Annotated in this window: 24 protein-coding genes and 2 pseudogenes; 16 read left to right on the top strand and 10 right to left on the bottom strand. The window is 73.9% G+C overall.

Annotated elements, in window-relative coordinates:
* Nucleotides 1–53 precede the first annotated feature (53 nt).
* The 7 genes and pseudogenes from CCO02nite_RS16370 to ssd form a co-directional block, all read right to left on the bottom strand.
* Nucleotides 54–416 (bottom strand): annotated as a pseudogene (locus CCO02nite_RS16370) (Rv3654c family TadE-like protein); the annotation flags it as partial.
* Nucleotides 320–694, bottom strand: a complete 375-nt coding sequence (locus CCO02nite_RS12180; RefSeq protein ID WP_146843415.1) for a TadE family type IV pilus minor pilin — start codon at nt 692–694, stop codon at nt 320–322. The pseudogene CCO02nite_RS16370 and the gene CCO02nite_RS12180, both read right to left, overlap by 97 nt.
* Nucleotides 691–966 (bottom strand): DUF4244 domain-containing protein, encoded by a 276-nt coding sequence (locus CCO02nite_RS16300; RefSeq protein WP_146843414.1) that lies wholly within the window; start codon nt 964–966, stop codon nt 691–693. Before CCO02nite_RS16300 ends, CCO02nite_RS12180 begins: the two co-directional genes overlap by 4 nt.
* A gap of 166 nt (nt 967–1,132) precedes the next feature.
* Nucleotides 1,133–1,738 (bottom strand): type II secretion system F family protein, encoded by a 606-nt coding sequence (locus CCO02nite_RS12170; protein WP_246117528.1) that lies wholly within the window; start codon nt 1,736–1,738, stop codon nt 1,133–1,135.
* Nucleotides 1,735–2,337, bottom strand: coding sequence for a type II secretion protein F (locus CCO02nite_RS12165; protein WP_246117527.1), 603 nt, complete (start codon nt 2,335–2,337; stop codon nt 1,735–1,737). The genes CCO02nite_RS12170 and CCO02nite_RS12165 overlap by 4 nt, the downstream gene beginning before the upstream one ends.
* Nucleotides 2,338–2,537: 200 nt before the next feature.
* Entirely contained in the window at nt 2,538–3,734 is a 1,197-nt protein-coding gene (locus CCO02nite_RS12160; protein ID WP_146843413.1) for a TadA family conjugal transfer-associated ATPase, read from the bottom strand.
* Nucleotides 3,731–4,471, bottom strand: a complete 741-nt coding sequence (gene ssd, locus CCO02nite_RS12155; RefSeq protein ID WP_246117526.1) for a septum site-determining protein Ssd — start codon at nt 4,469–4,471, stop codon at nt 3,731–3,733. The genes CCO02nite_RS12160 and ssd overlap by 4 nt, the downstream gene beginning before the upstream one ends.
* 187 nt (nt 4,472–4,658) lie before the next feature.
* On the opposite strand from ssd, the gene CCO02nite_RS12150 reads away from it, so the two are divergent.
* Entirely contained in the window at nt 4,659–5,474 is an 816-nt protein-coding gene (locus CCO02nite_RS12150) for an HAD family hydrolase (RefSeq protein WP_146843411.1), read from the top strand.
* Between the two features lie 301 nt (nt 5,475–5,775).
* On the opposite strand, the gene CCO02nite_RS12145 is transcribed toward CCO02nite_RS12150, so the two are convergent.
* Nucleotides 5,776–6,606 (bottom strand): Fic family protein, encoded by an 831-nt coding sequence (locus CCO02nite_RS12145; protein WP_146843410.1) that lies wholly within the window; start codon nt 6,604–6,606, stop codon nt 5,776–5,778.
* Nucleotides 6,607–6,673: 67 nt separating this feature from the next.
* On the opposite strand from CCO02nite_RS12145, the gene CCO02nite_RS12140 reads away from it, so the two are divergent.
* From CCO02nite_RS12140 to CCO02nite_RS12110, 7 genes and pseudogenes are all read left to right on the top strand, one after another.
* Complete coding sequence (locus CCO02nite_RS12140; RefSeq protein WP_246117525.1) at nt 6,674–8,098, top strand: NAD-dependent malic enzyme; 1,425 nt, start codon at nt 6,674–6,676, stop codon at nt 8,096–8,098.
* Between the two features lie 125 nt (nt 8,099–8,223).
* Nucleotides 8,224–9,219: a formate/nitrite transporter family protein gene (locus CCO02nite_RS12135; RefSeq protein ID WP_146843409.1), complete on the top strand. Its 996-nt coding sequence runs from the start codon at nt 8,224–8,226 to the stop codon at nt 9,217–9,219.
* Nucleotides 9,220–9,264: 45 nt separating this feature from the next.
* Nucleotides 9,265–10,263 carry a hypothetical protein gene (locus CCO02nite_RS12130; RefSeq protein WP_146843408.1) on the top strand — a complete coding sequence of 333 codons (999 nt, stop codon included), beginning with the start codon at nt 9,265–9,267 and terminating at the stop codon, nt 10,261–10,263.
* 78 nt (nt 10,264–10,341) lie between these two features.
* Nucleotides 10,342–12,330 (top strand): acetate--CoA ligase, encoded by a 1,989-nt coding sequence (acs, locus tag CCO02nite_RS12125; RefSeq protein WP_146843407.1) that lies wholly within the window; start codon nt 10,342–10,344, stop codon nt 12,328–12,330.
* Between the two features lie 72 nt (nt 12,331–12,402).
* Nucleotides 12,403–12,648 (top strand): annotated as a pseudogene (locus CCO02nite_RS16365) (RNA polymerase sigma factor); the annotation flags it as partial.
* Between the two features lie 20 nt (nt 12,649–12,668).
* Nucleotides 12,669–12,962 carry an RNA polymerase sigma factor gene (locus tag CCO02nite_RS16360; protein WP_371862516.1) on the top strand — a complete coding sequence of 98 codons (294 nt, stop codon included), beginning with the start codon at nt 12,669–12,671 and terminating at the stop codon, nt 12,960–12,962.
* Entirely contained in the window at nt 12,962–13,885 is a 924-nt protein-coding gene (locus CCO02nite_RS12110; RefSeq protein WP_146843404.1) for a hypothetical protein, read from the top strand. Before CCO02nite_RS16360 ends, CCO02nite_RS12110 begins: the two co-directional genes overlap by 1 nt.
* A 56-nt stretch (nt 13,886–13,941) precedes the next feature.
* On the opposite strand, the gene CCO02nite_RS12105 is transcribed toward CCO02nite_RS12110, so the two are convergent.
* Nucleotides 13,942–15,249, bottom strand: a complete 1,308-nt coding sequence (locus tag CCO02nite_RS12105) for an NAD(P)-binding domain-containing protein (RefSeq protein WP_146843403.1) — start codon at nt 15,247–15,249, stop codon at nt 13,942–13,944.
* A gap of 194 nt (nt 15,250–15,443) precedes the next feature.
* Here CCO02nite_RS12105 and mshD point away from each other — a divergent pair, with 194 nt between their 5' ends.
* The 5 genes from mshD to CCO02nite_RS12080 all read left to right on the top strand — a co-directional run bounded on the left by mshD (nt 15,444) and on the right by CCO02nite_RS12080 (nt 21,604).
* On the top strand, nt 15,444–16,466 hold the full coding sequence (gene mshD / locus CCO02nite_RS12100) for a mycothiol synthase (protein ID WP_146843402.1): 1,023 nt from the start codon (nt 15,444–15,446) through the stop codon (nt 16,464–16,466).
* Nucleotides 16,463–18,694 carry an RNA degradosome polyphosphate kinase gene (locus CCO02nite_RS12095; RefSeq protein WP_146843401.1) on the top strand — a complete coding sequence of 744 codons (2,232 nt, stop codon included), beginning with the start codon at nt 16,463–16,465 and terminating at the stop codon, nt 18,692–18,694. Before mshD ends, CCO02nite_RS12095 begins: the two co-directional genes overlap by 4 nt.
* Nucleotides 18,691–19,671, top strand: a complete 981-nt coding sequence (locus CCO02nite_RS12090) for an NUDIX hydrolase (protein WP_146843400.1) — start codon at nt 18,691–18,693, stop codon at nt 19,669–19,671. Before CCO02nite_RS12095 ends, CCO02nite_RS12090 begins: the two co-directional genes overlap by 4 nt.
* A 283-nt stretch (nt 19,672–19,954) precedes the next feature.
* Nucleotides 19,955–20,575, top strand: coding sequence for a DUF47 domain-containing protein (locus CCO02nite_RS12085; protein WP_146843399.1), 621 nt, complete (start codon nt 19,955–19,957; stop codon nt 20,573–20,575).
* A 6-nt stretch (nt 20,576–20,581) separates the two neighbouring features.
* Complete coding sequence (locus CCO02nite_RS12080) at nt 20,582–21,604, top strand: inorganic phosphate transporter (protein WP_146843398.1); 1,023 nt, start codon at nt 20,582–20,584, stop codon at nt 21,602–21,604.
* 21 nt (nt 21,605–21,625) lie between these two features.
* Here the strand turns inward: CCO02nite_RS12080 and CCO02nite_RS12075 are convergent, their stop codons facing one another.
* Entirely contained in the window at nt 21,626–22,267 is a 642-nt protein-coding gene (locus CCO02nite_RS12075) for a hypothetical protein (RefSeq protein WP_246117524.1), read from the bottom strand.
* A 121-nt stretch (nt 22,268–22,388) separates the two neighbouring features.
* Between CCO02nite_RS12075 and CCO02nite_RS12070 the strand changes: the two genes are divergently transcribed.
* The 3 genes from CCO02nite_RS12070 to CCO02nite_RS12060 all read left to right on the top strand — a co-directional run bounded on the left by CCO02nite_RS12070 (nt 22,389) and on the right by CCO02nite_RS12060 (nt 26,138).
* Nucleotides 22,389–23,879, top strand: a complete 1,491-nt coding sequence (locus CCO02nite_RS12070) for a sugar porter family MFS transporter (protein ID WP_146843397.1) — start codon at nt 22,389–22,391, stop codon at nt 23,877–23,879.
* 84 nt (nt 23,880–23,963) lie between these two features.
* The gene (locus CCO02nite_RS12065; protein WP_146843396.1) at nt 23,964–24,410 is read left to right on the top strand and encodes a MarR family winged helix-turn-helix transcriptional regulator; all 447 of its coding nucleotides are present in this window, start codon (nt 23,964–23,966) and stop codon (nt 24,408–24,410) included.
* Nucleotides 24,411–24,497: 87 nt separating this feature from the next.
* The gene (locus CCO02nite_RS12060) at nt 24,498–26,138 is read left to right on the top strand and encodes an MDR family MFS transporter (protein WP_146843395.1); all 1,641 of its coding nucleotides are present in this window, start codon (nt 24,498–24,500) and stop codon (nt 26,136–26,138) included.
* Nucleotides 26,139–26,140: the final 2 nt, after the last annotated feature.

Here is a 26,140-nt window from a genome sequence, read left to right as displayed (position 1 = left end):
GCGCGGGCGACCGCGTGCGCGTCGCCGACGACCGACCGCACGCGCACCTCCGCCTCGACCACGCCGCCGACCGCCGGGGTGCAGCTCACGAGCGTCGCAGCGTTGCGGCCCGCGGCCTGCCGCGCGACGTCGCACCCGTCAAGCCCTGCTCGCACCGCACCCGCCCCCGCGAGCGCCGCCAGGTCCGCGGCGTCCTGCGCGCGCGCCCGCGCGGCATGTCCGCTCACGACCGCTGCGACCCCGACCGCGAGCAGCGCCGCGACGAGCAGCACCGCGAGCAGCAGCACGCTGCCTGAGCCGCGCTCACGATCGACGGCCGTCACGGCTCGCGCCACCCTGTCGCCGCCCCGTCGAGAGTCACGGCCGCGTCGAGCACCGGAACGGGCAGACCCGTCGAGACGCGCACCGTCACCCATGAGCCGTCCCGGTCGATGGTGATGCTCGCCTCGTCGCCGACGACGCGCCGCACCGCGGCACGCACCGCCTCGTCGTCCTCACCGAGCGTCGCGACCCTGGCCCCGACCCGGGCGCCCTGACCGCAGCGCAGCTGCCCGACGCCCGCAGCGGCCACGCCCAGCACCAGCAGCAGCGCGAGCACGACCGCGGGCAGGCCGACGGCGAGCTCGGCGGTCACGGCACCGCGTTCGGCGTCCGCACCGACCTCACCCGCCGCCCGCCCGCCCGTCGGACTCACAGCGACAGCGCCTGCTTGACGATCCCCGTGAGCAGCCCGCGCACCTCGTTGCTCTTGAGGATGACGACCAGCAGCCCGGCGAATCCGACCGCGGCGAGCGTCGCGATCGCGTACTCGGCCGTCGCCATCCCTGCCTCCCGGGCCGGTCCCGTCAGACGTGCCGCGAGCCGGCGCGGGGCCGGCCGGACCACCACGACCGCCTGCGGCCGCCGGGCCCGCCGACGCCGTGGCGGATGCGGCTCCTGTGGTGTGGTCAGCACCGTCGTCGTCATGTCCGTCTCCTCTCCCGTCGACGCCCTGCCGACGCTCGTCCAGCCTCGGCGCAGCGCCCCCGGGCTCGCGGGCCGGGCGCCACGATCGGAGGACGGACGCGTCCGGAACGGGGCTGGGGTCGGGTCGAGCGCGCGCACGACGAGCGCGCCCGCCGGAGGCGGGCCCTCAGCCGAGCAGGTCGCCGACGAGACCGAGCACGAGCGGCGCGAGCCCGAGCAGGACGAACGCCGGCAGGAAGCACAGCCCGAGCGGGAGCACGAGCCGCACGGCGAGCGCCCCCGCCTGGGTGCGGGCCCGCCGACGCCGCTCCCGGCGTTCCCGTGCCGCCCGCGCGCGCAGCGCGGGACCCGGCGCGACGCCGGTCGTCCACGCCGGACGCAACGCGTCACGCACCACCGCCGCGACCGCGGGCGAACCCGCCCAGGCCACCTGCCACGACGCACCCAGCACGAGCGCCGCACCCGCGCGGCTCAACGCGGCGCCGTCGTCCCCGCCCACGGCCGCGCCGACCGCCTCGAGCGCCCGGGGGACGGCGGCTCCGGCGGACAGCGCGGCGTCGACGAGGTCCAGCACCGCCACCGGATCCGGCCGGTCGGGCTCGGCACCGCGTCGCGCCCGGCCGCCGCGGCGAGCCTGCGCGGCGCCGGGTCCACCGCCCGCACGACCTGGTCCGACCCGCCGCGCCGCGAACCACGGCACGGCGACCACCGCCGACAGCACGAGCAGCCCGACGAGCAGCGGCACGTCGAACACGGCGGCGCCGAGCCTCACGGCTCCGATCCGGACCCGGCCCGGACGCCGGACCGGGCCGACCGCTCCACGTGCCGGACCAGGCCCGTCGTCCAGCGCCGCCCGACGAGCAGCAGCGCCACGCCGAGCACGCCGCACGCGCTGCCGGGACCGCCGTCGAGCAGCACCGCCACCGGATGCGCGCCGAGCGCCGCCCCGAGGGCCAGGCCCAGCAGCGGCAGGATCGTCAGCACCCGGGCCGTCGCGCGCGGCCCGGCGAGCGCCGCCGCGAGCTCGTCGGCTGCCTCCTGATCGGCCGCGACGCCTGCAGCCGCGCTCTCGAGCACCGCCGCGAGCGGCGCCCCCACCCGTGCGGCGACGGCTCCCGCGGCGACGACGGTGCGAGCCGCACCGGTCGCACTGCGACGCCGCTCGGCGCCGACGCGGCCGTCACCGGTCAGCACCGTGACCAGCAGCCGCTCGTCCGGTCCGCCGGGCGGGACGGGTCGGCCGAGCACCTCGGACCACGCCCGCTCGGGCGTGCGCCCCGCACGCAGCTGCGCGACGACGCCGACGAGCACCTCCGAGGCATCGGGTGCCGCCCCGGCCGACCGCTGCGACCACGGCGGGCCCCGAAGCACGTCACCTCGCCGAACGGGTCGTCGGCCACCGCCCCCACCGAGCCCGTCCGACGAGCCGGCACCCGGACCCGCCGGGACCGCCGACGCGGTCCGACCTGCCGAGGAGCTGCGACCTCGGTCTGCGAGGTTCGACGCCGCACGCCCGGCAGACCCGGTCCCGGCGAGCAGCGCCGCCCCGACTGCCAACCCTGCCACCAGACTCATCGCGCTCCCGACTCGAGGCGGGCGGACAGTCGGGACCAGGCCGGTTCGCGGGTCGGGTGCCCGTCCGGCGTGAGCGTGAGCGCGGGAACGACCTCGAGCTCGCTCCCGACCCGCCGCACGACGGCCAGCTCGGCGAGGTAGCGCCGTCCGCCCGCGCGGCGCAGGTGCAGCACGGCGTCGAACGCGCTCGCGGCCTGCGCGGCCACGGCCGACCCGGACATCCCGGCGAGGGCCGCGAGCGCCTCGAGCCGCGCCGGCACATCCGCGGCGGCGTTGGCGTGCACGGTCGCGCAGCCGCCGTCGTGGCCGGTGTTGAGCGCGGCCATGACCTCGCGGACCTCGGCGCCGCGGCACTCGCCCAGCACCAGCCGGTCGGGACGCATCCGCAGCGCCTGGCGCACCAGCTCGGCCAGCTCGACACGGCCCGCGCCGTCCACGTTCGCGCGCCGCGCGAGCAGCCGCACGACGTGGGGATGCCGCGGACGCAGCTCCTCGGCCTCCTCGATCACGACGATCCGCTCGTCGTGCGGAACGTGCGAGAGCAGCGCGGCGAGCAGCGTCGTCTTGCCCGAGCCCGTCGCACCCGAGACGAGCACGTTGGCCCGCGTCGCGACGAGCGCGCGCAGGACTGCGTGCGCGGCGGGCGCCACCGTCCCCGCGGCCTCGAGCTCGGCCAGCGACCACGCTCGTGAGCGCACCACCCGCAGGCTGAGCAGCGTCGAGCCGCCCGCCACGGGCGGGATGACGGCATGCAGCCGTGTGCCGTCCGGCAGCCGCGCGTCGACAGTGGGCACCGCATCGTCGAGCCGCTGCCCGCCCGCCGCGGCCAGGCGCACCGCGAGCGCGCGCACGTCGTCGTCGGACCCGAGCTCGAGCGGCACGCGCACGAGCCGTCCGGACCGCTCGACCCAGACGTCCGACGGCCCGTTGACCAGCACGTCCGTCACCGCGGGGTCGTCGAGCAGCGGCTGCAACGGCCCGGCGCCGACGATCGCCGCCCGCACCGTGCGCACCGCCCCGGCGAGCGCGGCCGAGCCGAGCACCGTCCCGCGTGCGCGGGCCACGGCGTCGACGACCCCGGACAGGCCCGCCGGGTCCGGGCTGCCCGGCAGCGCCTGCCACCGTTCGCGTACGGCGTCGACGAACGCGCCGTCGGGAGCGCCCACCGACGGCGGGCCGAGCGTCCGGTTCACGACGCCACGCCGATCGTCCGCGCGACGCGCGAGGCCGCGCGCGCGAGCAGCCCCGACGACGGCAGACCGGCACGTTCGGTCGCCGCCGCGGTGCGCCGGTCGATGCCGATCGTGCCGCGCACGGGCAGGTCGACGGCGCGCGCGAGCTCGGCGACGCCCAGCCCGGCCGGCGCGGGTCCCGTCGCGACGAGCCCGACGTCCGCGCCGTGCCCGACGAGCTGCTCGCGCATCGCGAGCACACCCGCGACGGTCCGCAGGTCACGCGGCGCGACGACGAGCAGGACGTCGCACGCCGCCGCGACCGACTCGCCCGCCACGACGGCGCCGCGGTCGAGGTCGAGGACCAGCACGCCCGCCGCGGTCGTGAGCGCGTGCAGCACGTCGGCGACCACGGCCGGGTCCGGCGGCACGGGCCGCGAGCGGTCCGTGCTCAGCACCGCGCACCTCCCCCACCGCGGCAGCAGCGCGACGACCTGTCCGCCGTCCACGTCCCCGCGCGCACCGCCCAGGTCCGGCCACCGCACACCGTCGACCTGTTCGAGCCCGAGCAGCACGTCGATGCCCGCGCAGCTGCGGTCGAGGTCGACGAGCACCGTGGCGCTCGTCCCCGCCGCACGCCGCGCGAGCGCCGCGGCGAACGACGACGCGCCTGCGCCACCGCGTCCCCCGACGATCCCGACGACGAGCGCGCGCGCCGAGGAGACACCCGCCGCCCACACCACGCCCGGCTGCGTCACGAGCACCCCCTGTCGCCGTCGTGCCGCCACCCTGCCCGTCCACGCGCAGCCGCCGGTCGCCGTCGGCGCACCCCTGGGGACGGGCGCAGCCGTCCGCCGGGCTGGGGGCGGCTGACGCGACCGGGTGTGCGTGTCGGTGCAGGTCGGTACCCTCGCCGGGGACACGACGAGACCGACGGGAGACACGATGAGCGGGGCGAGCACGGCGGGCGCGCACGCACGAACGGCCGCGTTCTTCGACCTCGACAAGACGATCATCGCGACGTCGTCGGCCACGGCGTTCTCCCGCGGCTTCCTCGCGAGCGGCCTGCTCACCCGCCGGTCCGCGGCCCGCACCGCCTACGCGCACCTGGCCTACCTGTTCGGCGGCGCCGACGCGCAGCAGACCGAGCGGCTGCGGGCCCAGCTCTCGCGGACCGTCGCGGGCTGGGACGTGGCGACGGTCTCGCAGGTCGTCGCCGAGATGCTGCACGAGGCGATCGACCCGCAGGTCTACGCGGAGGCCGTCGCACTGATCGAGGAGCACCACGCCGCCGGGCGGGACGTGGTCGTCGTCTCCGCGTCCGGCAGCGAGATCGTCGAACCGATCGCCGCAGTGCTGGGGGCCGATCACGTCGTCGCCACGCACATGGAGGTGCACGACGGTCGATACACGGGCGGCATCGACTTCTACGCGTACGGCGAGAACAAGGCGACGGCGATCGTGGACCTCGCCGCCCGCCACGGGTACGACCTCGCGGAGAGCTTCGCGTACTCGGACTCGATCACCGACGCGCCGATGCTGGCGGCGGTCGGGCACGGGTTCGCGGTCAATCCGGACCGCACGCTGCGCCGGCTGGCGGACGAGCGAGGGTGGGGCACGCTGACGTTCAAGCGTCCGGTGCCGCTGCTCGGCGGCCGGCGGTCCGCGGGCGTCTCGGCCGGCGTCGTGGTCACGGTCCTGGTCGCCGCGGTCGTCGTGTGGCTCGCGCTGCGGCACCGCCGCGGCAGGTCCTCGGCCTGAGGCGACCGCATCGCGGACACCCGTCCCGCCATGCGACCCCCCACCGCCGACGACCTGCACGGATGCCGGCCGCGATTGCCGCCGTCTCTCGACTGCGGTAGCAAGACCTCACAACTGCACAGCCGCGAGGGCACCCACGCGCAGCATGGCCCACTTATGGGCAGGTCGACCGGGCTGGTCCCGTAGCGACCGACGATGAGCACGCTTGATCACCCTCGCGGTAGGCAGGACGACGACGGCGTTCCCCCGCGGGACGCCGTCGCTCGTGTCCGGCGACGGACCCTGCGAGATGCACCTGCGCTCAGCCCAGCACCGCGTCTGCGACGACCCGTGCCTCGGCCGCACCGGCGACGACCGCTCGTGCGTACGCGTCGATCCACGCCGCGACCCCCGCGACGGTGCCGGTCGCATATCCCGCCGCCGCCCCCAGGTAGGGCTGCGGCGCCGCGGCCCAGGCGACCTCCGGCAGCGCCGTTCCGGTCGGGTCGAGCCCGCCCGCGGTCAGCAGCAACCGCCCGACGGCTCGGGCGACCGCCCCGTTGCCCGCGACGAACGGTCGCACCGCGAGCACCTCGGCATGCGCGATCGCGGCGACGACGAGCGCGGGCGCGTGGGTCGAGGCGACGGTGCGACCCAGCAGGTCGATCCGGGCCGCGACGTCCCGCCCGCTCGGAGCGGGCCCGAGGCCGGTCAGATCTTGCGCGGGCTCGTCGGACCGCAGCCGTCCCAGGGAGTCGACGGGCAACCAGCCGAGCCCGACGACCGTGTGCAGCCGGGCCAGCACCTGCGACAGGGGCGCGAGCGCTGCGGCGCCGGACGCGCCGAGGTCGGGCATCTGGCCCTCGACCAGCGCGTTCGCCCGGACGCATCCGAGCGCAACGGCATCGGTCAGGTCGGCGGACGGGCTGGCTGAGGGGACGGCAGCACCTGCCGCGAGCGCCCGCACCCGGTCGAGCCCGAGCCGCGCACCCTCGAGCTCGGCGCTCGCGGCGGCGGCCCGCAGGCTCGCCTCGGCGCGCACCTCGCGCCACCGACGACGGTACGCCTCGTGCCAGCGCAGCTCGTCGCACGCGGTCCGCGACTGCGCGACGGCATCGGCGGCGACCTCGACCCAGCTCGCGAGCGCGTCCACGCGCCCGACCCTACGACGCGCGCACGCAGTTCACGCCAGGACCGGCCGGGCACGGCACGATGGGCTGATGGCCGGTCCCAGCGTGTCGTCGTCCATCACCGTCCGGCTCCGGGTCGCGGCCCGCCCGACGGCGGTCAGCGAGCTCACCACCGCGATCGAGCAGGCCGGCGGGATCGTCACGGCGCTCGACGTCACCGCGTCGGGGCACGAGCAGATGACCGCGGACGTGACGTGCGCGACCCTCGGCGAGGAGCACGCCGCGCAGATCGTCGCGACGCTCGGCTCGCTGACGGGCGTGGCGGTCGACCGGGTCAGCGACCGGACCTTCCTCATGCACCTGGGCGGCAAGCTGGAGATCACCTCCAAGGTCCCGCTGCGCAACCGCGACGACCTGTCGATGGCCTACACGCCCGGCGTCGCCCGGGTCAGCGAGGCGATCGCGGCGCACCCGGAGGACGCCCGACGCCTGACGATCAAGCGGAACACGATCGCGGTGGTCACGGACGGCACGGCGGTCCTCGGCCTCGGGAACGTCGGGCCGCTCGCCGCGCTGCCGGTGATGGAGGGCAAGGCCGTGCTGTTCAAGCGGTTCGCGGACATCGACGCGTTCCCCATCGCACTGGACACCACGGACGTCGACACGATCGTCGAGACGGTGTGCGCGATCGCGCCGGTGTTCGCGGGCATCAACCTCGAGGACATCTCCGCGCCCCGCTGCTTCGAGGTCGAGCGGCGGCTGCGCGAGCGCCTCGACATCCCGGTGTTCCACGACGACCAGCACGGCACGGCGATCGTCGTGGTCGCGGCGCTGACCAACGCGCTCGTCGTCGTCGACAAGCAGATCGAGGACGTGCGGATCGTGCTGTCCGGTGCGGGTGCGGCGGGCACCGCCGTGCTGAAGCTGCTGCTCGCGGCCGGTGCGCGCGACGTCGTGGTCGCGGACATCGACGGCGTGGTCCACTCCGGCCGCCCCGGCCTGACGCCGCAGCTCGCGTGGACGGCGTCGGTGACCAATCCGCGCGGCGTCACCGGCACGATCCCCGATGCGCTCGCGGGCGCGGACGTCTTCATCGGCGTCTCGGCGCCCGACGTGATTACCGGACAGGACGTCTCGACGATGGCCGCGGACGCGATCGTCTTCGCGCTCGCCAACCCCCGCCCGGAGGTCGACCCGGACGACGCCTCCCGGTACGCCGCGGTCGTCGGCACCGGGCGCTCCGACTTCGCGAACCAGATCAACAACGTGCTCGCGTTCCCAGGCGTGTTCCGCGGCCTGCTCGACGCGCAGTCCCACCGGATCACCGACGTGATGCTGCTCGCCGCGGCCCGTGCGCTCGCGGAGGTCGTGCGCCCCGACGAGCTCAGCCCCACCTACATCGTCCCGTCCGTCTTCAACCCCGAGGTCACGACGAGGGTCGCGGCGGCCGTCGTCGCGACCGCGCTCGCCATGGGCGACGACGGCGCGGACACGGTCGGCAACCACCAGATCTGACGTCAGCCCGGCACGACCGTCGGACCGCGGGGTCGACGCCACGTACGTGCGGACCCCGCCGCCGTACGGCGGCGCCCAGCCTTTCGTCCCACGACCTGCGCACGCCCGCAAGGCACCCTGGAACGGTGCTGAGCATCTCCGACGCCGTCGACGCGCACGCCGACGCTGCGCTCCACAAGGTCGACCTCACGCGGACCCCGGGTCTGTTCCTGGTCCGCACCATGCTCGCGGGCGCCTACATCGGCATCGGCGTGGTGATCATGGTGACCGCGGGCGGACCGCTCGTGGCCGCGGGCTCGCCGTGGGCACCGCTCGTCCAGGGCATGGTCTTCGGCGTGGCGCTGACGATCGTCGTCATCGCGGGCGGCGAGCTGGCGACCTCGGCGATGATGATGCTCACGCAGGGTGCGCTGCGGGGTCTGATCGGCTGGGCCCGGGCCGGGGTCACGCTGCTCGCCGTGCTGGCGGGCAACCTCGTCGGGGCGTTCCTGTTCGCGGGCCTCGTGCACCTGTCCGGCATCGTCGCGCCGGGGACGGCACCCGGCGACGCGATCGCGCACATGGTCGAGCACAAGGCCGCCGAGTCCAACGTCCAGCTCCTCGTGCGCGGCATCCTGTGCAACCTGCTCGTCTGCCTCGCCGTGTGGTGCGCGACGAGGCTGCGCAGCGAGTCCGCGAGGATCGCCGTGATCTTCGCGTGCGTGATGGTCTTCATCACCTCCGGGTTCGAGCACGTCGTCGCGAACATGACGACCTTCTCGCTCGGCCTGCTCGGCGACCTGCCGGGCGCGACGATCCTCGAGTTCGCGCGCAACGTCGTGTTCGTCGGCCTCGGCAACACCCTCGGCGGCGCGCTGCTCGTCGGCGCCGCCTACGCGTACGGCACGGGCGCGGTCCGCACCGCCCCCGTGGTCGTGCCCGTCTCGGCACCCGTTCCTGCACCGGTTCCCGCGCCGGTTCCTGCGCCCGACGAGAACGGCTCGCCGACCCCCCGCGCCGCTGCACTCGCGGTCGGGCCCGTACCCGCCGGCCTCGATGCGGCCGCGGCCGGCGACGACGCGACCAGGATGCGCGACACGCGCGTCGGCCCGCGCGAGGCGGTGCCGCTGCGCCTACCGTGACCGGAGGCGGCCACGTCGGCCGTCGCCGAACGCGAGGAGCAGCCGATGAGCACCGCCGACCCGGCCGGGAGCGCGACCGGACGTCCGACGGACGCCACCGACCCGGCCACCGCGGAACCCGCGTCGCCCAGTGCGCCGGTCGACGCGCCCGAGCCCGCGGCGGAGACCGGCAAGCACGCGGTGGTCCGGCCCGCGCCCGTGCCGCCGCCCCCGGCGCCCGAGACGGATGCGGCTGCGCCGCTGATCCGCACGAGCTACCGCGACGCACCCCCGATCGGCGCTCCCGCAGCCGCCGCTGCATCGACGGCCGCCGCAGCGCCGACTCCCGCGCCGGCTCCTGCACCGACTCCCGCACCGGCTCCCGCGCCGGCTCCGGTGCCCACGGTCACGGCCGAGCAGCCGATCGTCGCCGCGCCACCGGCAGCGTCCTCCGCGGAGACGACCGCGACGCTGCCGCCGATCGCCGCCGCACCGATCGCCGCCGCACCGATGACCGCCGCACGTGTCGGGGCGGCACCCGCCGCGGCCGCACCCGCGGCCACGACCGAGCTGTTCCCCGAGCCGAACGCCCCGACGAGCACGTCGAAGGGCACGCACGTGCTGGGCGCGCTCGTCGGGATCCTGCTGGCGCCGATCGGCGCGGCGGTCCTGCTGCTCGGGCAGGCACGCATCCTCGCGGAGCAGGCGCCGCAGTGGGACGGCACGCTGGACGTCGCGGGCGTCGTGCTCGTCGGGGTCGGGCTGCTCTCGCTCGTGTGGGTCGCGCTGCTGGGGCTGTGGACACCCGCCGCACCGATCGCGGGCGGCGCGGTGCTGACGCTGGTCGGCGGGTTCGCCCTGGTCCTGCCGGGAGTCGCGCACGAGCAGGTGCTCGCGGTCCTCGACTCGTCGGGCTGGAAGCTCACGATCACGCAGGTGACGGTCGCCGGGACGTCGGGGACGCTGGTCACGGTCGGCACGCTCATGCTCGTCGGCGGCATCGTCGCCGGGGCCGCACGGCGTCGCGGGGTGCGCATCGGCGAGTTCCGCGCGCGTCATCGCTGATCGCTCGCACTAGAGTTTCGGACGGGACCTAGGTCCCGTCCGAAACGCTGCATCAATGACGCTGCACAGGAGGTCCGCGTGACCGAGTCGACCCCCGGCGGCCTGGAGAACCTGCTCTCCGAGGACCGCCGCTTCGCCCCGTCCCCCGAGTTCAGCGCACAGGCCAACGCCCAGCACGACCTGTACGCGTGGGCCGACGCGAACCGTGAGGCGTTCTGGGCGGACCAGGCCCGCGAGCTGCTCACGTGGAGCACGCCGTTCACGCAGGTGCTCGACTGGTCGGACGCACCGTTCGCGAAGTGGTTCGCCGACGGCCGGCTGAACGCCGCGTACAACGCGGTCGACCGGCACGTCGAGGCGGGTCGCGGCGACCGGGTCGCGCTGCACTTCGAGGGTGAGGCGGGCGACACCCGCACGATCACGTACGCCGATCTGCAGCGCGAGGTCGCCAGGGCCGCCAACGCGCTCGTCGCGCTGGGCGTCGGCACGGGCGACCGCGTCGCGATCTACCTTCCGCTGATCCCGGAGGCCGTCGTCACGATGCTCGCGTGCGCGCGTATCGGGGCGCCGCACTCGGTCGTCTTCGGCGGGTTCTCGGCCGAGGCGCTGTACAGCCGCATCCTCGACGCGGAGGCCAAGCTCGTCGTGACCGCCGACGGCGGGTTCCGCCGGGGCGCGCCGTCGGCGCTCAAGCCCGCGGTCGACGAGGCGCTCGCCAAGGGCGAGACGACGGTGCAGCACGTGCTCGTCGTGCGCCGCACCGGCCAGGACGTCGCGTGGACCGACGGCCGGGACGTGTGGTGGTCGGACGTCGTGGACACCGCGTCCGACGAGCACGAGCCGGTCGAGGTCGACGCCGAGCACCCGCTGTTCATCCTGTACACGTCGGGCACCACGGGGAAGCCGAAGGGCATCTTCCACACCACGGGCGGCTACCTCACGCAGTCGGCGTACACGCACCTCAACGTCTTCGACCTCAAGCCGGAGACCGACGTGTACTGGTGCACGGCGGACATCGGCTGGATCACGGGCCACTCGTACGTGGTCTACGGGCCGCTGATCAACGGCGCGACGCAGGTCATCTACGAGGGCACGCCCGACACCCCGCACAAGGGCCGCTGGTGGGAGATCGTGCAGAAGTACGGCGTGACGATCCTCTACACCGCGCCGACCGCGATCCGGACCTGCATGAAGTGGGGCGAGGACATCCCGGCGCAGTTCGACCTGTCGAGCCTGCGCGTGCTCGGCAGCGTGGGCGAGCCCATCAACCCCGAGGCGTGGATGTGGTACCGCCGCGTGATCGGTGGCGACAGCGCGCCGATCGTCGACACGTGGTGGCAGACCGAGACGGGCGCGATCATGATCAGCCCGCTGCCCGGGGTCACGGCCACCAAGCCGGGCTCCGCGCAGGTCGCGCTGCCGGGCATCGCGGCCGAGGTCGTCGACGACGACGCGCAGGCCGTGCCGGACGGCGCGGGCGGCTACCTCGTGCTCACGGCTCCCTGGCCGGCGATGCTCCGCGGCATCTGGGGCGACCCGGAGCGGTACAAGGACACGTACTGGTCGCGGTTCCGCGGCCTGTACTTCGCGGGCGACGGCGCCAAGAAGGACGGCGACGGCGACATCTGGCTGCTCGGCCGCGTGGACGACGTCATGAACGTCTCGGGCCACCGGCTCTCGACCACCGAGATCGAGTCGGCCCTGGTCTCGCACCCGTGGGTCGCCGAGGCAGCGGTCGTCGGCGCGTCCGACGAGACGACGGGGCAGGCCGTGGTCGCGTTCGTGATCCTGCGCGGCGACGCGGGCGTGGGCGACAGGAGCGCCGACGACGTGCAGACCGAGCTGCGCAACCACGTCGCCAAGGAGATCGGCCCGATCGCGAAGCCGCGCCAGATCCTCGTCGTGGCGGAGCTGCCCAAGACCCGGTCCGGCAAGATCATGCGCCGCCTCCTGCGGGACGTCGCGGAGCACCGCCAGGTCGGCGACGCGACGACCCTCGCGGACTCGTCCGTCATGGACCTGATCGCGCAGGGCCTCGCCACGCCCGCGACGACCTCGGAGGACTGAGCGCAGGACCGCACGGCGAGCAGCTTCGACCGGCGATAAACAGATCGGCGGCCCGAACCGGTCTCCTTGTCCATGCTGGACGTCGTAGAGCCGATCGGAGGGGCGCTCGTCTTGTCGCGCACACCCGGCGAGGGCGACCTCGTCGCCGACCTTGCGACGCAGCACGCCCCGGCGCTGTACCGGATCGCGCTGGGCATCTGTCGCGACCGTACCGACGCCCAGGACCTGGTCCAGGCGACGCTGCTGCGGCTGCTGACCCAGCCGGCGTTCGGCCACGCCCGTCGTCCGCTGGCGTACGCCCGGACCGTGATGGTGCGGCTCTACCTGGACGGCTCTACCTGGACGGACGCGCCGAGGAGCCCCCTCCCACCGAGCTCCCTGCAGACCTGGCCAGTCAGGTCGACGAGGTCGCGGGGCTCGACTCCCTGCACGCCGCGGTCGCGATGCTCCGGCACCTGCCGCCCCGGGCGCGGGCCGTCCTGGCGCTGCGCTACCTCGAGGACATGAGCGACCGGGAGATCGCCGAGACCCTCGGGATCTCCCGCAGCACCGTGCGCGTCACGGCGCACCAGGCGCTGGGCAGGTTGCACACGTGGGCGCAGCCACCGTCGAACCGTGAGGAGGTCCGTTGATGTTCACCGAGGCAGACCTGCGCAAGGCACTGCGCGCCGAGGTCGACCGCGAGCTCGCCGAGGGCGTCCCCGAGTTCGCGATCGAGCGGCCCGACCCGCTCGTACCGGAGCGCGCACCACGCCGCCCGGTCCGCCTGCTCGCCGCCGCGGTCGTGGTCGTGGTCGTCGCCGCGGGGGCAGGAGCGGCCGGGGCGTTCCTCACGCGAGGCGTGACCCCGCAGTCCGTCGGGACGTCCGTGGACCCCACACCCGATCGGCCCACCCCGCAGCCCACCGACGGCGCTGCGCTGGCGTACGCGATCCAGGTCCTGGCCGCACGCTGGGGGATGGTGGACGGAGTGTGGTTCGACAGGAGCCTGCGCGACGCGCTGCCCAACGTGACGTTCTCGATCGACGGCGCGCCGGCCCGGTCTGTTCTCGGTGGGGTCGTCGAGGGTCACGTGACTGCCGTCGAGGAGGGGTCCGCCTACCGAGACGAGGAGACGGAGAACGGGTCGCGGGCCGTCGAGGTCGACTTCGGCTCACCGGACGCGTCGTGGCGCACCGTCGTCCTGACGGTCGCGGTCGAGAACGACTTCGACCCGTCCCGCGAGGCGCCCGACGTCCTGCGGCTCGCGGTGACGTTCGGCGCCGGTGCGGACACCGAGACGATGCTGAAGGCCTTCGCCGGGCGGCACGTGCTGGCCGTCCTGGACCCGCCGAACACCTTCACCCCGGACCCGACGCTTCGCACCGCCTCCCGCGGCAGCGCGCTGCTGGGGCTGGTCGCGGACGACGGGACGATCTCGATGCCGGTCCTCGGCGAGGGGGAGGCCGAGTACCTGGGCGACCTCACGACGATCGAGGCGGTGACGCGGGCGGCGCAGGAGCCCGCACAGGTCATCGACGTCACCCTCTTCGGCGAGCGCCACCGCGAGGACTGATCGGGTCGTCGCGGTGCCGGGTGGCCGGCCTCGCGAGGCGCCGAGCCGCGCCGGGGTCAGGGGAGCATACGCTCGAGGTTCTGGACGGCCTCGCGGCCGGCGCGGTTCGCGCCGATCGTCGACGCGCTCGGGCCGTACCCGACGAGCTGCAGCCGCGGGTCCGCGGCGACCTGCGTACCGGCCATGACGATCCCGCCGCCGGGGCCGCGCAGCCGCAGCGGCGCGAGGTGGTCGAGCGACGCGCGGTAGCCCGTGCACCACAGGATCGTGCGCGCGGGGACCTCGGCCGGCCCGGCGACCCAGCCGCCGAGGCCGTCCAGTCCGTCGTCGGCCGCGGGCACCGGCGGCGGCGTGACGTCGTCCCACACCGCGGCGTCGGCCGTCAGCCGGCTGAACATCGGACGGGCGCGCAGCACGCCGGACTCGATGCCGGCGCGGTACGCGGGCGTCAGCGGCAGCCCGGTCACGGACACGACGGACCCGGGCGGCAGGCCGGCACGCGTGCGCTCGTCGACCAACGCGACAGCCGCGCGCCCGAGCTCGGGCGTGAACTGCTCGTCGCGCCACGCGGGCGGCCGCCGGGTCACCCACGTCGTCGTCGTGACCTCCGCGACCGCGAGCAGGAGCTGCACCGCCGACGTCCCGCCACCGACGACCACGACGTGCCCGTCCGCGAGCGCCTCGGGCGAGACGAAGTCCCGGGCGTGCAGCTGGCGGCCCCGGAACACGCCGACGCCGGGGTACGCGGGCCAGAACGGCTTGCGCCACGTCCCGGACGCGTTCACCAGGCCGCGGGCGCGCCACGAGACGGCCTCGTCGGGCCGGTCGACCACGTGCGACGAGACGAGCAGCCGCCCCGCGCCGTCGTCGCGCACCGCGCTGACCACGACCGGCCGCTGGACGTGCAGGCCGTACGCGTCCTCGTACTGCGCGAAGTAGTACGGGACCGCCGCACGGGCCGGCTCGGCCGGGTCGACGACGACGAGCGGCATCCCCGGCAGCTCGTGCACCGCATGCGCGTCCGCCATGGTCATGCCGGGCCAGCGCTCCTGCCAGGCGCCGCCGGGTCCGGGCGAGGCGTCGAGCACGACGAACGTGCGCTCCGCGGTGTCCCAGCCGGCCGCGCCGACGGGCACGAAACCGGCCTTGCGCAGGTGGTACGCGGCGGACAGGCCCGCCTGTCCCGCGCCGATCACCAGCACGTCGACGTCGACCGCGGTGCCGGGGACGGCCGGGCGCTCGCGTTCGCGAGCCCGCCGCAACGAACGCCGCGTGGGGGCCGGCGCGAACGCCGGCGGAGGTGGCACCAGGCCCGCATCCGGGGTCCGCTCAGCCACGAGCGGCGGGTCCGGGACGGCATCCATGACCCGCCCACGGTACCCGGCGTGCGCGGCTTCGGGCCATGCCCGGCGGCGCCCGCCACCCGGATGCCCGCCACGACCACACCAACGGACCGGTCCGCGAACCGACCTCGGGTGGCGACCGGATGGTGTGCACCAGGGTCCCCCGGACGGGTGACGGCTACACCCGGCGCACACGTTGGTGGTAGGGATGACGGGTGGTCGAGCCGACGAAGGAGCTGTTCTCCGTCGTCGCGCGCCCAGGTCCGCTGGATGCGCGCACCGCACGGGACGTCCGCGACCTGGCTGCCCGCGCCGCGTCGTCCGACGGTGTCGCCCCCTTGTCCGAGCAACCCTTGCTGTGGTTGACGTCGGCCGAGGCGCCCGTCGTGCACCTCGTCGCGTACGACGGGTGGGCGAACGACGACGCACCCGACGACGCACCCGACGACGACGGTGGCGACGTCCGGCTCGTCGGATATGCGCAGGTGGACGTGGGCACGACGACGACCGCGCGCGCCGAGCTCGTCGTGGACCCGGACCACCGGCGCGTGGGCGTGGGCCGTGCGCTGCTCTCCGCGGCGCACGCCGAGGCCGCCCTCGAACCCGGACGACGACTGCACGTGTGGGCGCACGGCGACCTGCCCGACGCGCGGACGTTCTCCGCGGCGACGGCGATGGCCGTCGTGCGCGAGCTGTGGCAGATGCGGCTCGACCTGACGGTGCCCGCCCCGGCCCCGCGACCGCTGCCTGCGGGCGTCGTCGTGCGCACGTTCGTCCCCGGGCAGGACGAGGAGGCGTGGCGGCGCGTGAACTCGCGCGCGTTCGCGCACCACCCCGAGCAGGGGCGGATCTCCAAGGCGGACCTCGTCGCGCGGGAGAGCGAGCCGTGGTTCGACCCCGCCGGATTCCTGCTCGCCGAGCGTGACGGCAAGCTGCTCGGATCGGTCTGGACGAAGGTGCACCCGGCGGGTGAGCACGGGCCGGCGCCGGTCGGCGAGATCTACGTCGTCGGCGTCGATCCCGACGCGCAGGGCCTCGGGCTCGGGGGTGCGCTGACCGACCTCGGCCTCGCCCACCTGCGCGAGCGCGGGCTGACGAGCGCGCTGCTGTACACGGGTGCGGAGAACACGGTCGCGATCCGGACGTACCGCTCCGTCGGGTTCGAGCGAAGTGCGGTCGACGTGATGTTCGGACCGGACACGCAGGGTTCACCTGCCGGTGCCACCATGGCCCCATGACGGATGCCCCCGCCCTCGACGCCGAGCTCGCCGCCGAGATCGCCGAGCACATCGCCAGCGAACCGACCACGCAGGTCGAGCGCGAGCCGCTCCCCGACGACAGGTTCCTGGACCGCGAGCTGTCGTGGCTCGCGTTCAACCAGCGCGTGCTCGAGCTCGCCGAGGACCCCGAGCTCCCGCTGCTCGAACGGGTGCGCTTCCTGGCGATCTTCGCCTCGAACCTCGACGAGTTCTTCATGGTGCGCGTGGCCGGGCTCAAGCGTCGCATCGCGACCGGTATCGCGGTCACCGCGGCGTCCGGCCGCTCGCCGCGCCAGGTGCTCGAGGCCATCTCGGAGTCCACGCACGCCCTGATGGACCGGCACGCCCGGGTGTTCGCCGACCAGGTGCAGCCGGCGCTGGCGGCGGAGGGCATCACGCTGGTGCGCTGGCAGGACCTCGGCGAGTCCGAGCAGGACCGGCTGCGCAAGTTCTTCCGCCGCCAGATCTTCCCCGTGCTCACGCCGCTCGCCGTGGACCCGGCGCACCCGTTCCCGTACATCTCGGGGCTCTCGCTCAACCTCGCGGTCGTGCTGCTGAACCCGACGACGGGCAAGGAGCACTTCGCGCGCGTCAAGGTCCCGCCACTGCTGCCCCGGTTCATCGCGGTCGACGCGAGCGGGCGCCCGAGCGCTCCCGACGAGCAGACCGCGGCGGTCGAGAAGGGCCCGACGAGCTTCGTGCCCGTCGAGGACGTCATCTCCGAGCACCTGAACCACCTGTTCCCCGGGATGGACGTGGTCGAGCACCACACGTTCCGCGTCACGCGCAACGAGGACGTGGAGGTCGAGGAGGACGACGCCGAGAACCTTCTGAAGGCCATGGAGAAGGAGCTGCTGCGCCGCAAGTTCGGCCCGCCGGTGCGGCTCGAGCTGGCCGATGGCATCAGCCCCCGCATCCGCACGCTGCTGATCCGCGAGCTCGGCATGGCCGAGGACGAGGTCCACACGCTGCCGGCGCCGCTCGACCACACCGGCCTGAACGTCATCGCGGACCTCGACCGCGCCGAGCTGCAGTTCCCCCGGTTCGTCCCTACGACGCACCGCCAGCTCGCCGAGGTGGAGAGCGCGACGCCGACGGACGTGTTCGCCAAGATTCGCGAGCGCGACATCCTGCTGCACCACCCGTACGACTCGTTCTCGACGAGCGTGCAGACGTTCCTCGAGCAGGCCGCGGCCGATCCGCACGTGCTCGCGATCAAGCAGACGCTCTACCGGACCTCCGGCGACTCGCCGATCGTCGACGCGCTGATCGACGCCGCCCAGGCGGGTAAGCAGGTGCTCGCGCTCGTCGAGATCAAGGCCCGGTTCGACGAGCAGAACAACATCTCCTGGGCACGCAAGCTCGAGCAGGCGGGCGTGCACGTCGTGTACGGCATCGTCGGGCTCAAGACGCACTGCAAGCTGAGCCTCGTCGTGCGCCAGGAGGCCGACGGCCTGCGGCGCTACAGCCACGTCGGGACCGGCAACTACCACCCGAAGACGGCGCGCCTGTACACCGACGTCGGGCTGCTCACGAGCGACCCCGAGGTGGGTCAGGACCTCACCCGGCTGTTCAACCAGCTCTCGGGGTACGCGCCCAAGAGCCGGTTCAACCGCCTGCTCGTCGCTCCGCGGTCCGTGCGCACCGGGCTCGTCGAACGGATCGACCGTGAGGCCGTGTCCGCCCGGGCCGGGCGCCCCGCCTGGATCAAGCTCAAGCTCAACTCGATGGTGGACGAGGAGACCATCGACGCGCTCTACCGCGCGAGCCAGGCCGGTGTGCAGATCGACATCGTCGTGCGCGGCATCTGCGCGCTGCGTCCGGGCGTGCCGGGTCTGAGCGAGAACATCCGCGCGCGCTCGATCCTCGGGCGCTTCCTCGAGCACTCGCGGATCTTCGCCTTCGCGCACGCGGACCCCTCGCCCGACGACGGGTTCGAGGGGCCGGAGGTGTTCATCGGCTCGGCCGACCTCATGCACCGCAACCTCGACCGTCGTGTGGAGGCGCTGGTCCGCGTCGCCGACCCCGACCAGGTCGCGGAGCTGATCGAGCTCGTCGACGAGTCGATGGACGAGAACACCTCGAGCTGGCACCTGGAGCCGGACGGCGAGTGGACGCGTCACGCCCGCGGCGTCGACGGCCCCCTGCGTGACCTGCAGGCCGAGCTGATCCACCGGCAGCGCCGTCGGCCGGGGTCGACGCGGTGAGCACAACGGCACCCCCGACCGTCGTCGAGGCGGCCGGCGCGGTCGTCTGGCGCGTGCGCACGGGCCGCCTGCAGGTCGCGCTCGTCCACCGGCCGCGCTATCGCGACTGGTCCTGGCCCAAGGGCAAGGTCGACCCGGGCGAGTCCGTCGTCACGGCCGCGTGGCGCGAGGTCGCCGAGGAGACCGGCGACGACGTGGTCCTCGGCGTCCCGCTGGCCCCGCTCGAGTACCCGCTGTCCGACGGTCGGCTCAAGCGCGTGCACTACTGGGCCGCGCAGGTCTCGGGCCGCGTCGACGGTGCCGCGCTGCGCGCCAGGCCGCCCGTCCCGCGGGCCTCGCGCGACGAGATCGACCAGGTGCGCTGGTTCGACGTGGACGCCGCCGCGGCCCGCCTCACCCGCGCGGCCGACCGCGCGCCGCTCGTCGAGCTCGTCGCGGCGCACGCCAAGGACCGCCTCGACAGCCGCGCGGTCGTCGTCGCCCGGCACGGCAGTGCCCGACGACGCAGCACCTGGAAGGGCGGCGAGAGCGACCGCCCGCTGACGCCCACCGGCGCGAAGCAGGCCGAGGAGCTCGTGCCCATCGTCTCGGCGTTCGGCGTCGGCCGGGTGGTCTCGAGCCCGTGGCTGCGGTGCGTCGACACCGCCGCGCCGTACGCGTCCGCCGCCCAGGTGCCGCTCGAGCTCGTGCCGCACCTGTCCGAGTCGGGCAACGACGCGTCGCCCGCGCGGGTCGCGGCGACCGTGCTCGACCTGCTGCAGTGGCCGGGCGACTCGCTGGTGTGCACGCACCGACCGGTGCTGCCGACCGTCGTCGACGTCCTCGCGCAGCACACCAGACGCCAGGTCGCCGACTCGCTGCCCCAGCAGGACCCGTTCCTGCGCCCGGCCGAGCTGCTCGTCGCGCACGTCGTCCAGACCGCCAAGGGGCCGCGCGTCGTGGCGGCGGAGATGCACCGTCCGCCCGTCCCGGCGTGACGCCGCGTACGATGACCCACGACGCCGGACCGCGGTAGCCCCGGGCTCCATCATCAGCCGCTTCGAGCGGCCACGCGCCGAGAGGCGCTCCCGGTCCGGCGTCACCTCCCCGGCGCTCGACGACCGCTACCCGCACATTCCCAGCCGCGAGTCCTCGAAGTCCCAGCGCGCACCCAGACGCAGGTGCCACCATGAGGACACCTCCCGGACACCCGCCGTTTCGAGAATCCGCCCCGGTGACCTAGCCTGATCCCGTCCTTCCTCCCCCTCCCCGGAGTCCCCCGTGCGCCTGCGCCTGACACCGCGCGACACCACGTTCTTCGACCTCTTCGCCGCTTCGGCACTGCACCTCGTCACGGGGGCCAACCTGCTCGGGCAGATGCTCGGCGCGGACGCCGCCCAGCGCAAGGAGATCGGCAAGAAGATCGCCGAGGCCGAGCACCTCGCCGACGATGCGACGCACTCGATCATGCGTCGGCTGAACCAGACGTTCGTCACGCCGTTCGACCGCGACGACATCTACAACCTGGCCTCCAACCTCGACGACTGCATGGACTACATGGACGAGGCCGCGGAGCTCATCGTGCTCTACAAGGTGGGTCAGCTCCCGGCCCGGGTCGCGGACCAGGTGCAGGTGCTGCAGCGCGCGGCCGAACTCACGGCCGACGCCATGCCGCGGCTGCGCTCGATGGAATCGCTCTCGGAGTACTGGGTCGAGGTCAACCGCCTCGAGAACCAGGCCGACAAGTCGCACCGCAAGCTGCTCGCGCAGATGTTCGACGAGATCGCCGACCCGATCCTGCTGATGAAGCTCAAGGAGATCGTCGAGAAGCTCGAGGACGCCGCCGACGCGTTCGAGAAGGTGGCCAACACCGTCGAGACGATCGCGCTCAAGGAGTCCTGACCGCTCGTGGAGGTCTTCCTCGTCATCGTCGTCGTCGCGCTCGCGCTCGGCTTCGACTACACCAACGGGTTCCACGACGCCGCGAACGCCATCGCGACGTCGGTGTCCACGCGCGCCCTGACGCCGCGCATCGCGCTCATCATGGCCGCGATCATGAACTTCGTCGGCGCGATGCTAGGCACCGCGGTCGCGGAGACCATCGCGACGTCGATCATCGACCTGCAGGACTCGGAGAACGCGCACGGTCTGACGGTGATCGTGTGCGCGCTGCTCGGCGCCATCGGGTGGAACCTCATCACGTGGTGGCGCGGCCTGCCGTCGTCGTCCACGCACGCCCTCATCGGCGGCCTCGTGGGCGCCGGCATCGCCGCGAGCATGACCGTGTTCTGGTCGTCGGTGTACGAGAAGGTCGTGCTGCCGATGATCTTCTCGCCGCTGATCGGCTTCGCGCTCGCGTTCGCGATCATGGTCGGCCTGCTCTGGCTGATCCGGAACGCAGCGCCCGCCCCGACGATGCGCCGGTTCCGCCTCGCGCAGACCGTCTCGGCCTCCGCGATGGCGCTCGGCCACGGCCTGCAGGACGCGCAGAAGACGATGGGCGTCATCTTCCTGGCGCTGCTGACGGTCGGCTGGGCGGACCCGGACGAGGGCATCCCGCTGTGGGTCAAGTTCGCCGCCGCGGCGGCCATCTCCGCCGGCACCTACTCGGGCGGGTGGCGCATCATGCGCACGCTCGGCCGCAAGATCATCGAGGTGGACCCGGCGCGCGGCTTCATCGCGGAGTCCGTCTCGGCGACCGTGCTCTACGCGAACGCCTACCTGCTGCACGCACCCGTCTCGACGACCCACACCGTGACGTCCGCGATCATGGGCGTCGGCGCGACCAAGCGCCTGTCCGCGGTGCGCTGGGGCGTCGCGCGGAACATCGCGACCGCATGGGTGCTGACGATCCCGGCCGCGGCCGCCGTCGCGGCGGTGTGCTACCTCGTCCTGAACCCTGCGCTCACCTGGATCGGCCGCCTCTTTTGACCCTCCCGGCGCGGCGCTGACTCACTCGAGCCGCCCGGCCCGCCACAGCGTCGCGGCGTGCTCGAGCTCCTCCGCGGTACGCAGCAGCGACGCCGCGCCGCGGGTCTGGCGCGTCGCCCCCGCCGGGTCGACCTCGTCGAGATGGTCGGCATCCACGGCGGCCCCGGCCGCGAGGACGCGGCAGAAGGCACCCGCGCGCTCGAGCGCGGCGTCGAGCTCCCCGGTGTAGACCCCCGAGAGCACGGCATCGGCCACAGCCCGCACGTCCGCAGGTCCGGGCGCGTCCGCGACGCCCGCGACGACGTCGTGCACCGGCACGGCGGCCACCCCGAGTCGGTAGCGGTCCGCGACGGTCGCCGGGTCGCGGCGCACCCACTCGCGCAGCACGTACAGCCGCCACAGCGCGCCGGGCAGCGAGCCGGCCGGACTGTCGGCCCACATGGCCGCCACGACGTCGAGCCCCTCGGTCTCGACGAGGGCGACGAGGCGGGCCACGACGTCGGGGTCCGCCGTCGCCCGGCCCTGGTGCACCAGCGCGGCGGCGGTCGTGTGCGCGACGTCGCGGCGCACGGCGGGGTCCAGGTCGCCGGGCAGCTCGTCGGCCGCCGCGGGGTCGATCAGGGCGGGCCGGCGCGGTCGAGGCCGTCCGGGTGTGTCGGTCATCGGACCTCCTCCTGATCGCACCACCACCGGCGACGCCCGTCGGCGTGCGGGACCGTCCCCTGCGCGCCAGAGTAGAACGCGTCCCGGGGCCGGCCCGGGCAACCATCCGAAGGGGCGTGGCGTGCCGGGACCGACAGGAGCCGACGAGGCAGCGACCGCACCGGCGGCCGACGGCGCGAGCCCGTACCGCCGCCGGGCGACCGTCCTGGCGGTGGCGGCGGCCGTCGGAGGGTTCCTGTTCGGCTTCGACAGCTCGGTCATCAACGGCGCCAACGAGGCGATCAAGGACGAGTTCGGCCTCAGCTCGGCCCTGTCCGGCTTCGTCGTCGCGGTCGCCCTGCTCGGCTCGGCCCTCGGCGCGTGGCTCGCGGGGCGGCTCGCGGACCGCTGGGGCCGCACGCGCACCATGTTCCTCGGCGCCGTGATGTTCCTGGTGTCCTCGATCATGACGGGGCTCGCGGTCACGACCGCGGACCTGATCCTGTGGCGCATCCTGTCCGGCATCGGCATCGGCATCGCCTCGGTCATGGCACCCGCCTACATCGCCGAGATCTCGCCGTCGGCGCTGCGCGGCCGGCTCGGCTCGCTGCAGCAGCTCGCGATCACGCTCGGCATCTTCACAGCGCTGCTCTCCGACCAGATCCTGCAGAGCGTGGCCGGCGACCCGTCCGCCGAGCTCTTCTGGGGCGCGGCCGCATGGCAGTGGATGTTCTTCGTCGGCGCCGTGCCGGCGGCGGTCTACGGATGGATCGCGTTGACGATCCCGGAGTCGCCCCGGTACCTGCTGAGCCGCGGCCGCCACGACGAGGCGCTCGCGGTCCTGGCGACCGTCGACGCGGATCCGCAGGGCGCCGCGAGCGCGGTCGAGAACAGCATCGCGCAGGACGAGCACAACGCCGCGCACTCGAGCCTGCGGGGGCCCTGCCTCGGGCTGCTGCCGATCGTCTGGATCGGCATCCTGCTCTCGATCCTGCAGCAGTTCGTCGGCATCAACGTGATCTTCTACTACTCGACGACGCTCTGGCAGGCCGTCGGCTTCGAGAAGGACGACGCCTTCACGGTCTCGACGATCACGTCGGTGACGAACGTCGCGGTGACCTTCGTCGCGATCGCCCTGGTGGACCGGCTGGGACGCCGGCCGATGCTGCTCGTCGGCTCGGTCGGCATGACCGTCTCGCTGGGTCTGATGGCCGTGGCCTTCACCCAGTCCTACGAGATCGCGGACCCCGCCGACCCGGGCGAGGTCCTCACCCAGCTCCCCGGCGGCTGGGGCACGACCGCGCTGATCGCCGCGAACGCGTTCGTCGTGTTCTTCGGGGCGACGTGGGGACCGCTGGTGTGGGTGCTGCTCGGCGAGATGTTCCCGAACCGGATCCGGGCCGCCGCGCTCGGCGTCGCCGCCGCGGCGCAGTGGATCGCGAACTTCGCGGTCTCCCAGTCGTTCCCCTGGCTGCTGGACGCGTTCGGCGCCGCGATCCCGTACCTGATCTACACCGCGTTCGCGTTCCTCTCGTTCTGGTTCGTGCTGTTCAAGATCCCCGAGACGAAGGGCCTCTCGCTCGAGCAGATGGAGGGGATCCACGTGGAGCGCCGGCACCGCACGTCCGCCTGACGGCGGCGTTTGCGGCAGTTACTTGCATGCTGCACGCATCCGGGAGTATGGTTGCATCTGGCAATCAATTTGAGGGGCGCGACGATGACGGACACTCCGGCGGCAGAGCTCCTGCACGCGGTCGAGGGGTTCCAGCGTCGTCTCCGGGAGAGCGCCGGGTTCGTCGCCCGGGACACCGAGTGCACGCGCTCGGCCGCCACGGTCGTCCGGCTGCTCAACCGCGAGCCCCGTCACGTCGGCGACATCGCGAGCGCGCTGCGGGTCGACACCTCCGTCGCGAGCCGTCAGGTGAGCCTGCTCGTCGACGCCGGTCTCGTCGAGCGCACGGTCGACGCCGACGACCGCCGCGTCCGCACGCTGCGCCTCACCGACTCGGGTCGCGCCCGCGCCGCGGCGGTCGAGCGGGCGCTCATACGTCACACGGACCGCGTGGTCGCCGACTGGACGCCCGACGAGGTACGCGACACCGTCCGCGCCATCGACCGGCTCAGCACCGCGCTCGACGCGCTCGACGCGCCGCCGCCCGCCTGACCCACCCACCTGACCTTCCCCACCTGACCTGCCCCACCATCACCCGCCGACGGCGTCGGGTCCACCACCCTGAGAAGTGAGAGATCCATGACCGAACCGTCCATCACGGCGCCGCTGGAGCGCGGCACCGGACTCGACGCCGAGCCTCCCGGCATGACGCACCGTCAGGTGCTCGAGGCGCTGTCCGGGATCCTCCTGGGCATGTTCGTGTCGCTGCTCGCGACGAGCGTGGTCTCGTCGTCCCTGCCGCGCATCATCACCGACCTGGGCGGGACGCAGTCCGCGTTCACCTGGGTGGTCACCGCGACGCTGCTCACGACGACGATCTCCACGCCGATCTGGGGCAAGCTCGCCGACCTCGTCAACCGCAAGGTGCTCATCCAGGTCGCGCTGGGTATCACGGTCGTGTCCTCGGCGCTCGCGGGCCTGTCGCACAGCACCGAGATGCTCATCGGCATGCGTGCGCTGCAGGGTCTGGGCGCGGGCGGTCTCACGGCGCTCGGCGCGATCCTCATCGCGGACATCATCAGCCCGCGCGAGCGTGGCCGGTACATGGGCCTCATGGGCGCCGTGATGGGCGTGAGCATGGTCGGCGGCCCGCTCCTGGGTGGTGTCATCACCGACTCGCCACTGACCTGGCGTGCGTGCTTCTTCGTCGGGCTGCCGTTCGCGATCGCCGCGATCGCCGTGCTCCAGCGCACGCTGCACCTGCCGGCGCGGCGCCGTCGCGTCGTGAGGATCGACTACCTCGGCGCCCTCCTGATCTCGGTCGGCATCGCGCTGCTGCTCCTGTGGATCACGTTCGCCGGCTCGTCGTTCGAGTGGGCGTCGTGGCAGACCGCCGCGATGGTCGGCGCTGCGGTGCTCGCGCTCGGGCTCGCGATCTGGGTCGAGTCGCGCGCGGCCGAGCCGATGATCCCGCTGCACCTGTTCCGCAACCGCACGCTCGTGCTCTCCGTCGTGGCCAGCATCGCCGTCGGCATCGCGATGTTCGGCACGTCGGTCTTCCTCGGCCAGTACATGCAGCTCGCGCGCGGCAAGTCGCCGACGCAGTCGGGCCTCATGACGATCCCCATGATCCTGGGCGTGCTCGTGGCCTCGGCCGTCAGCGGCCAGATCATCACGCGCACGGGTCACTACAAGCGGTTCATGATCGCCGGCGCGACGACGCTCACCGTGGGCCTCGCCCTGATGGGCACGATCCACTACAACACCAACTTCGCGCTGGTCAGCCTCTACATGGCGATCCTCGGCATCGGCGTCGGCATGCTCATGCAGAACCTGGTGCTCGCCGTGCAGAACACGCTCGACGTCTCCGAGGTCGGCTCCGGCACCTCGACGGTCGCGTTCTTCCGCACGCTCGGCGGCGCGATCGGTGTCTCGGTCCTCGGGGCGATCCTGTCCAGCCGGTCGGCAGACCTCATCATGAGCGGCCTCGCCAAGATCGGCATCGACCCCAGCCTGCTGGGTGGCAGCTCGGGCTCGCTCCCGGATGTCGCGACGCTCCCGGCGAACGTGCGGACGGTCGTCGAGCAGGCCTTCGGCGACGCGATCGCGCACCTGTTCCTCGTCGCGACGCCCGTCGCGCTCGTCGCGCTGATCGCGGTGCTGTTCCTGCGCGAGGTGCCGCTCGGCACGCGCTCCGGCGTCCAGGAGCTGCTCGCCCAGGAGTCGCTCGACGAGATCGACCAGCTCGAGGACCTCGAGGTCGTCGCCGCGAAGGCGTGACC

This window comes from Cellulomonas composti, from assembly GCF_007990245.1.
GTDB classification, from domain to species: Bacteria; Actinomycetota; Actinomycetes; order Actinomycetales; family Cellulomonadaceae; genus Cellulomonas; species Cellulomonas composti.
This window is presented reverse-complemented; position numbering and strand designations above follow the sequence as displayed.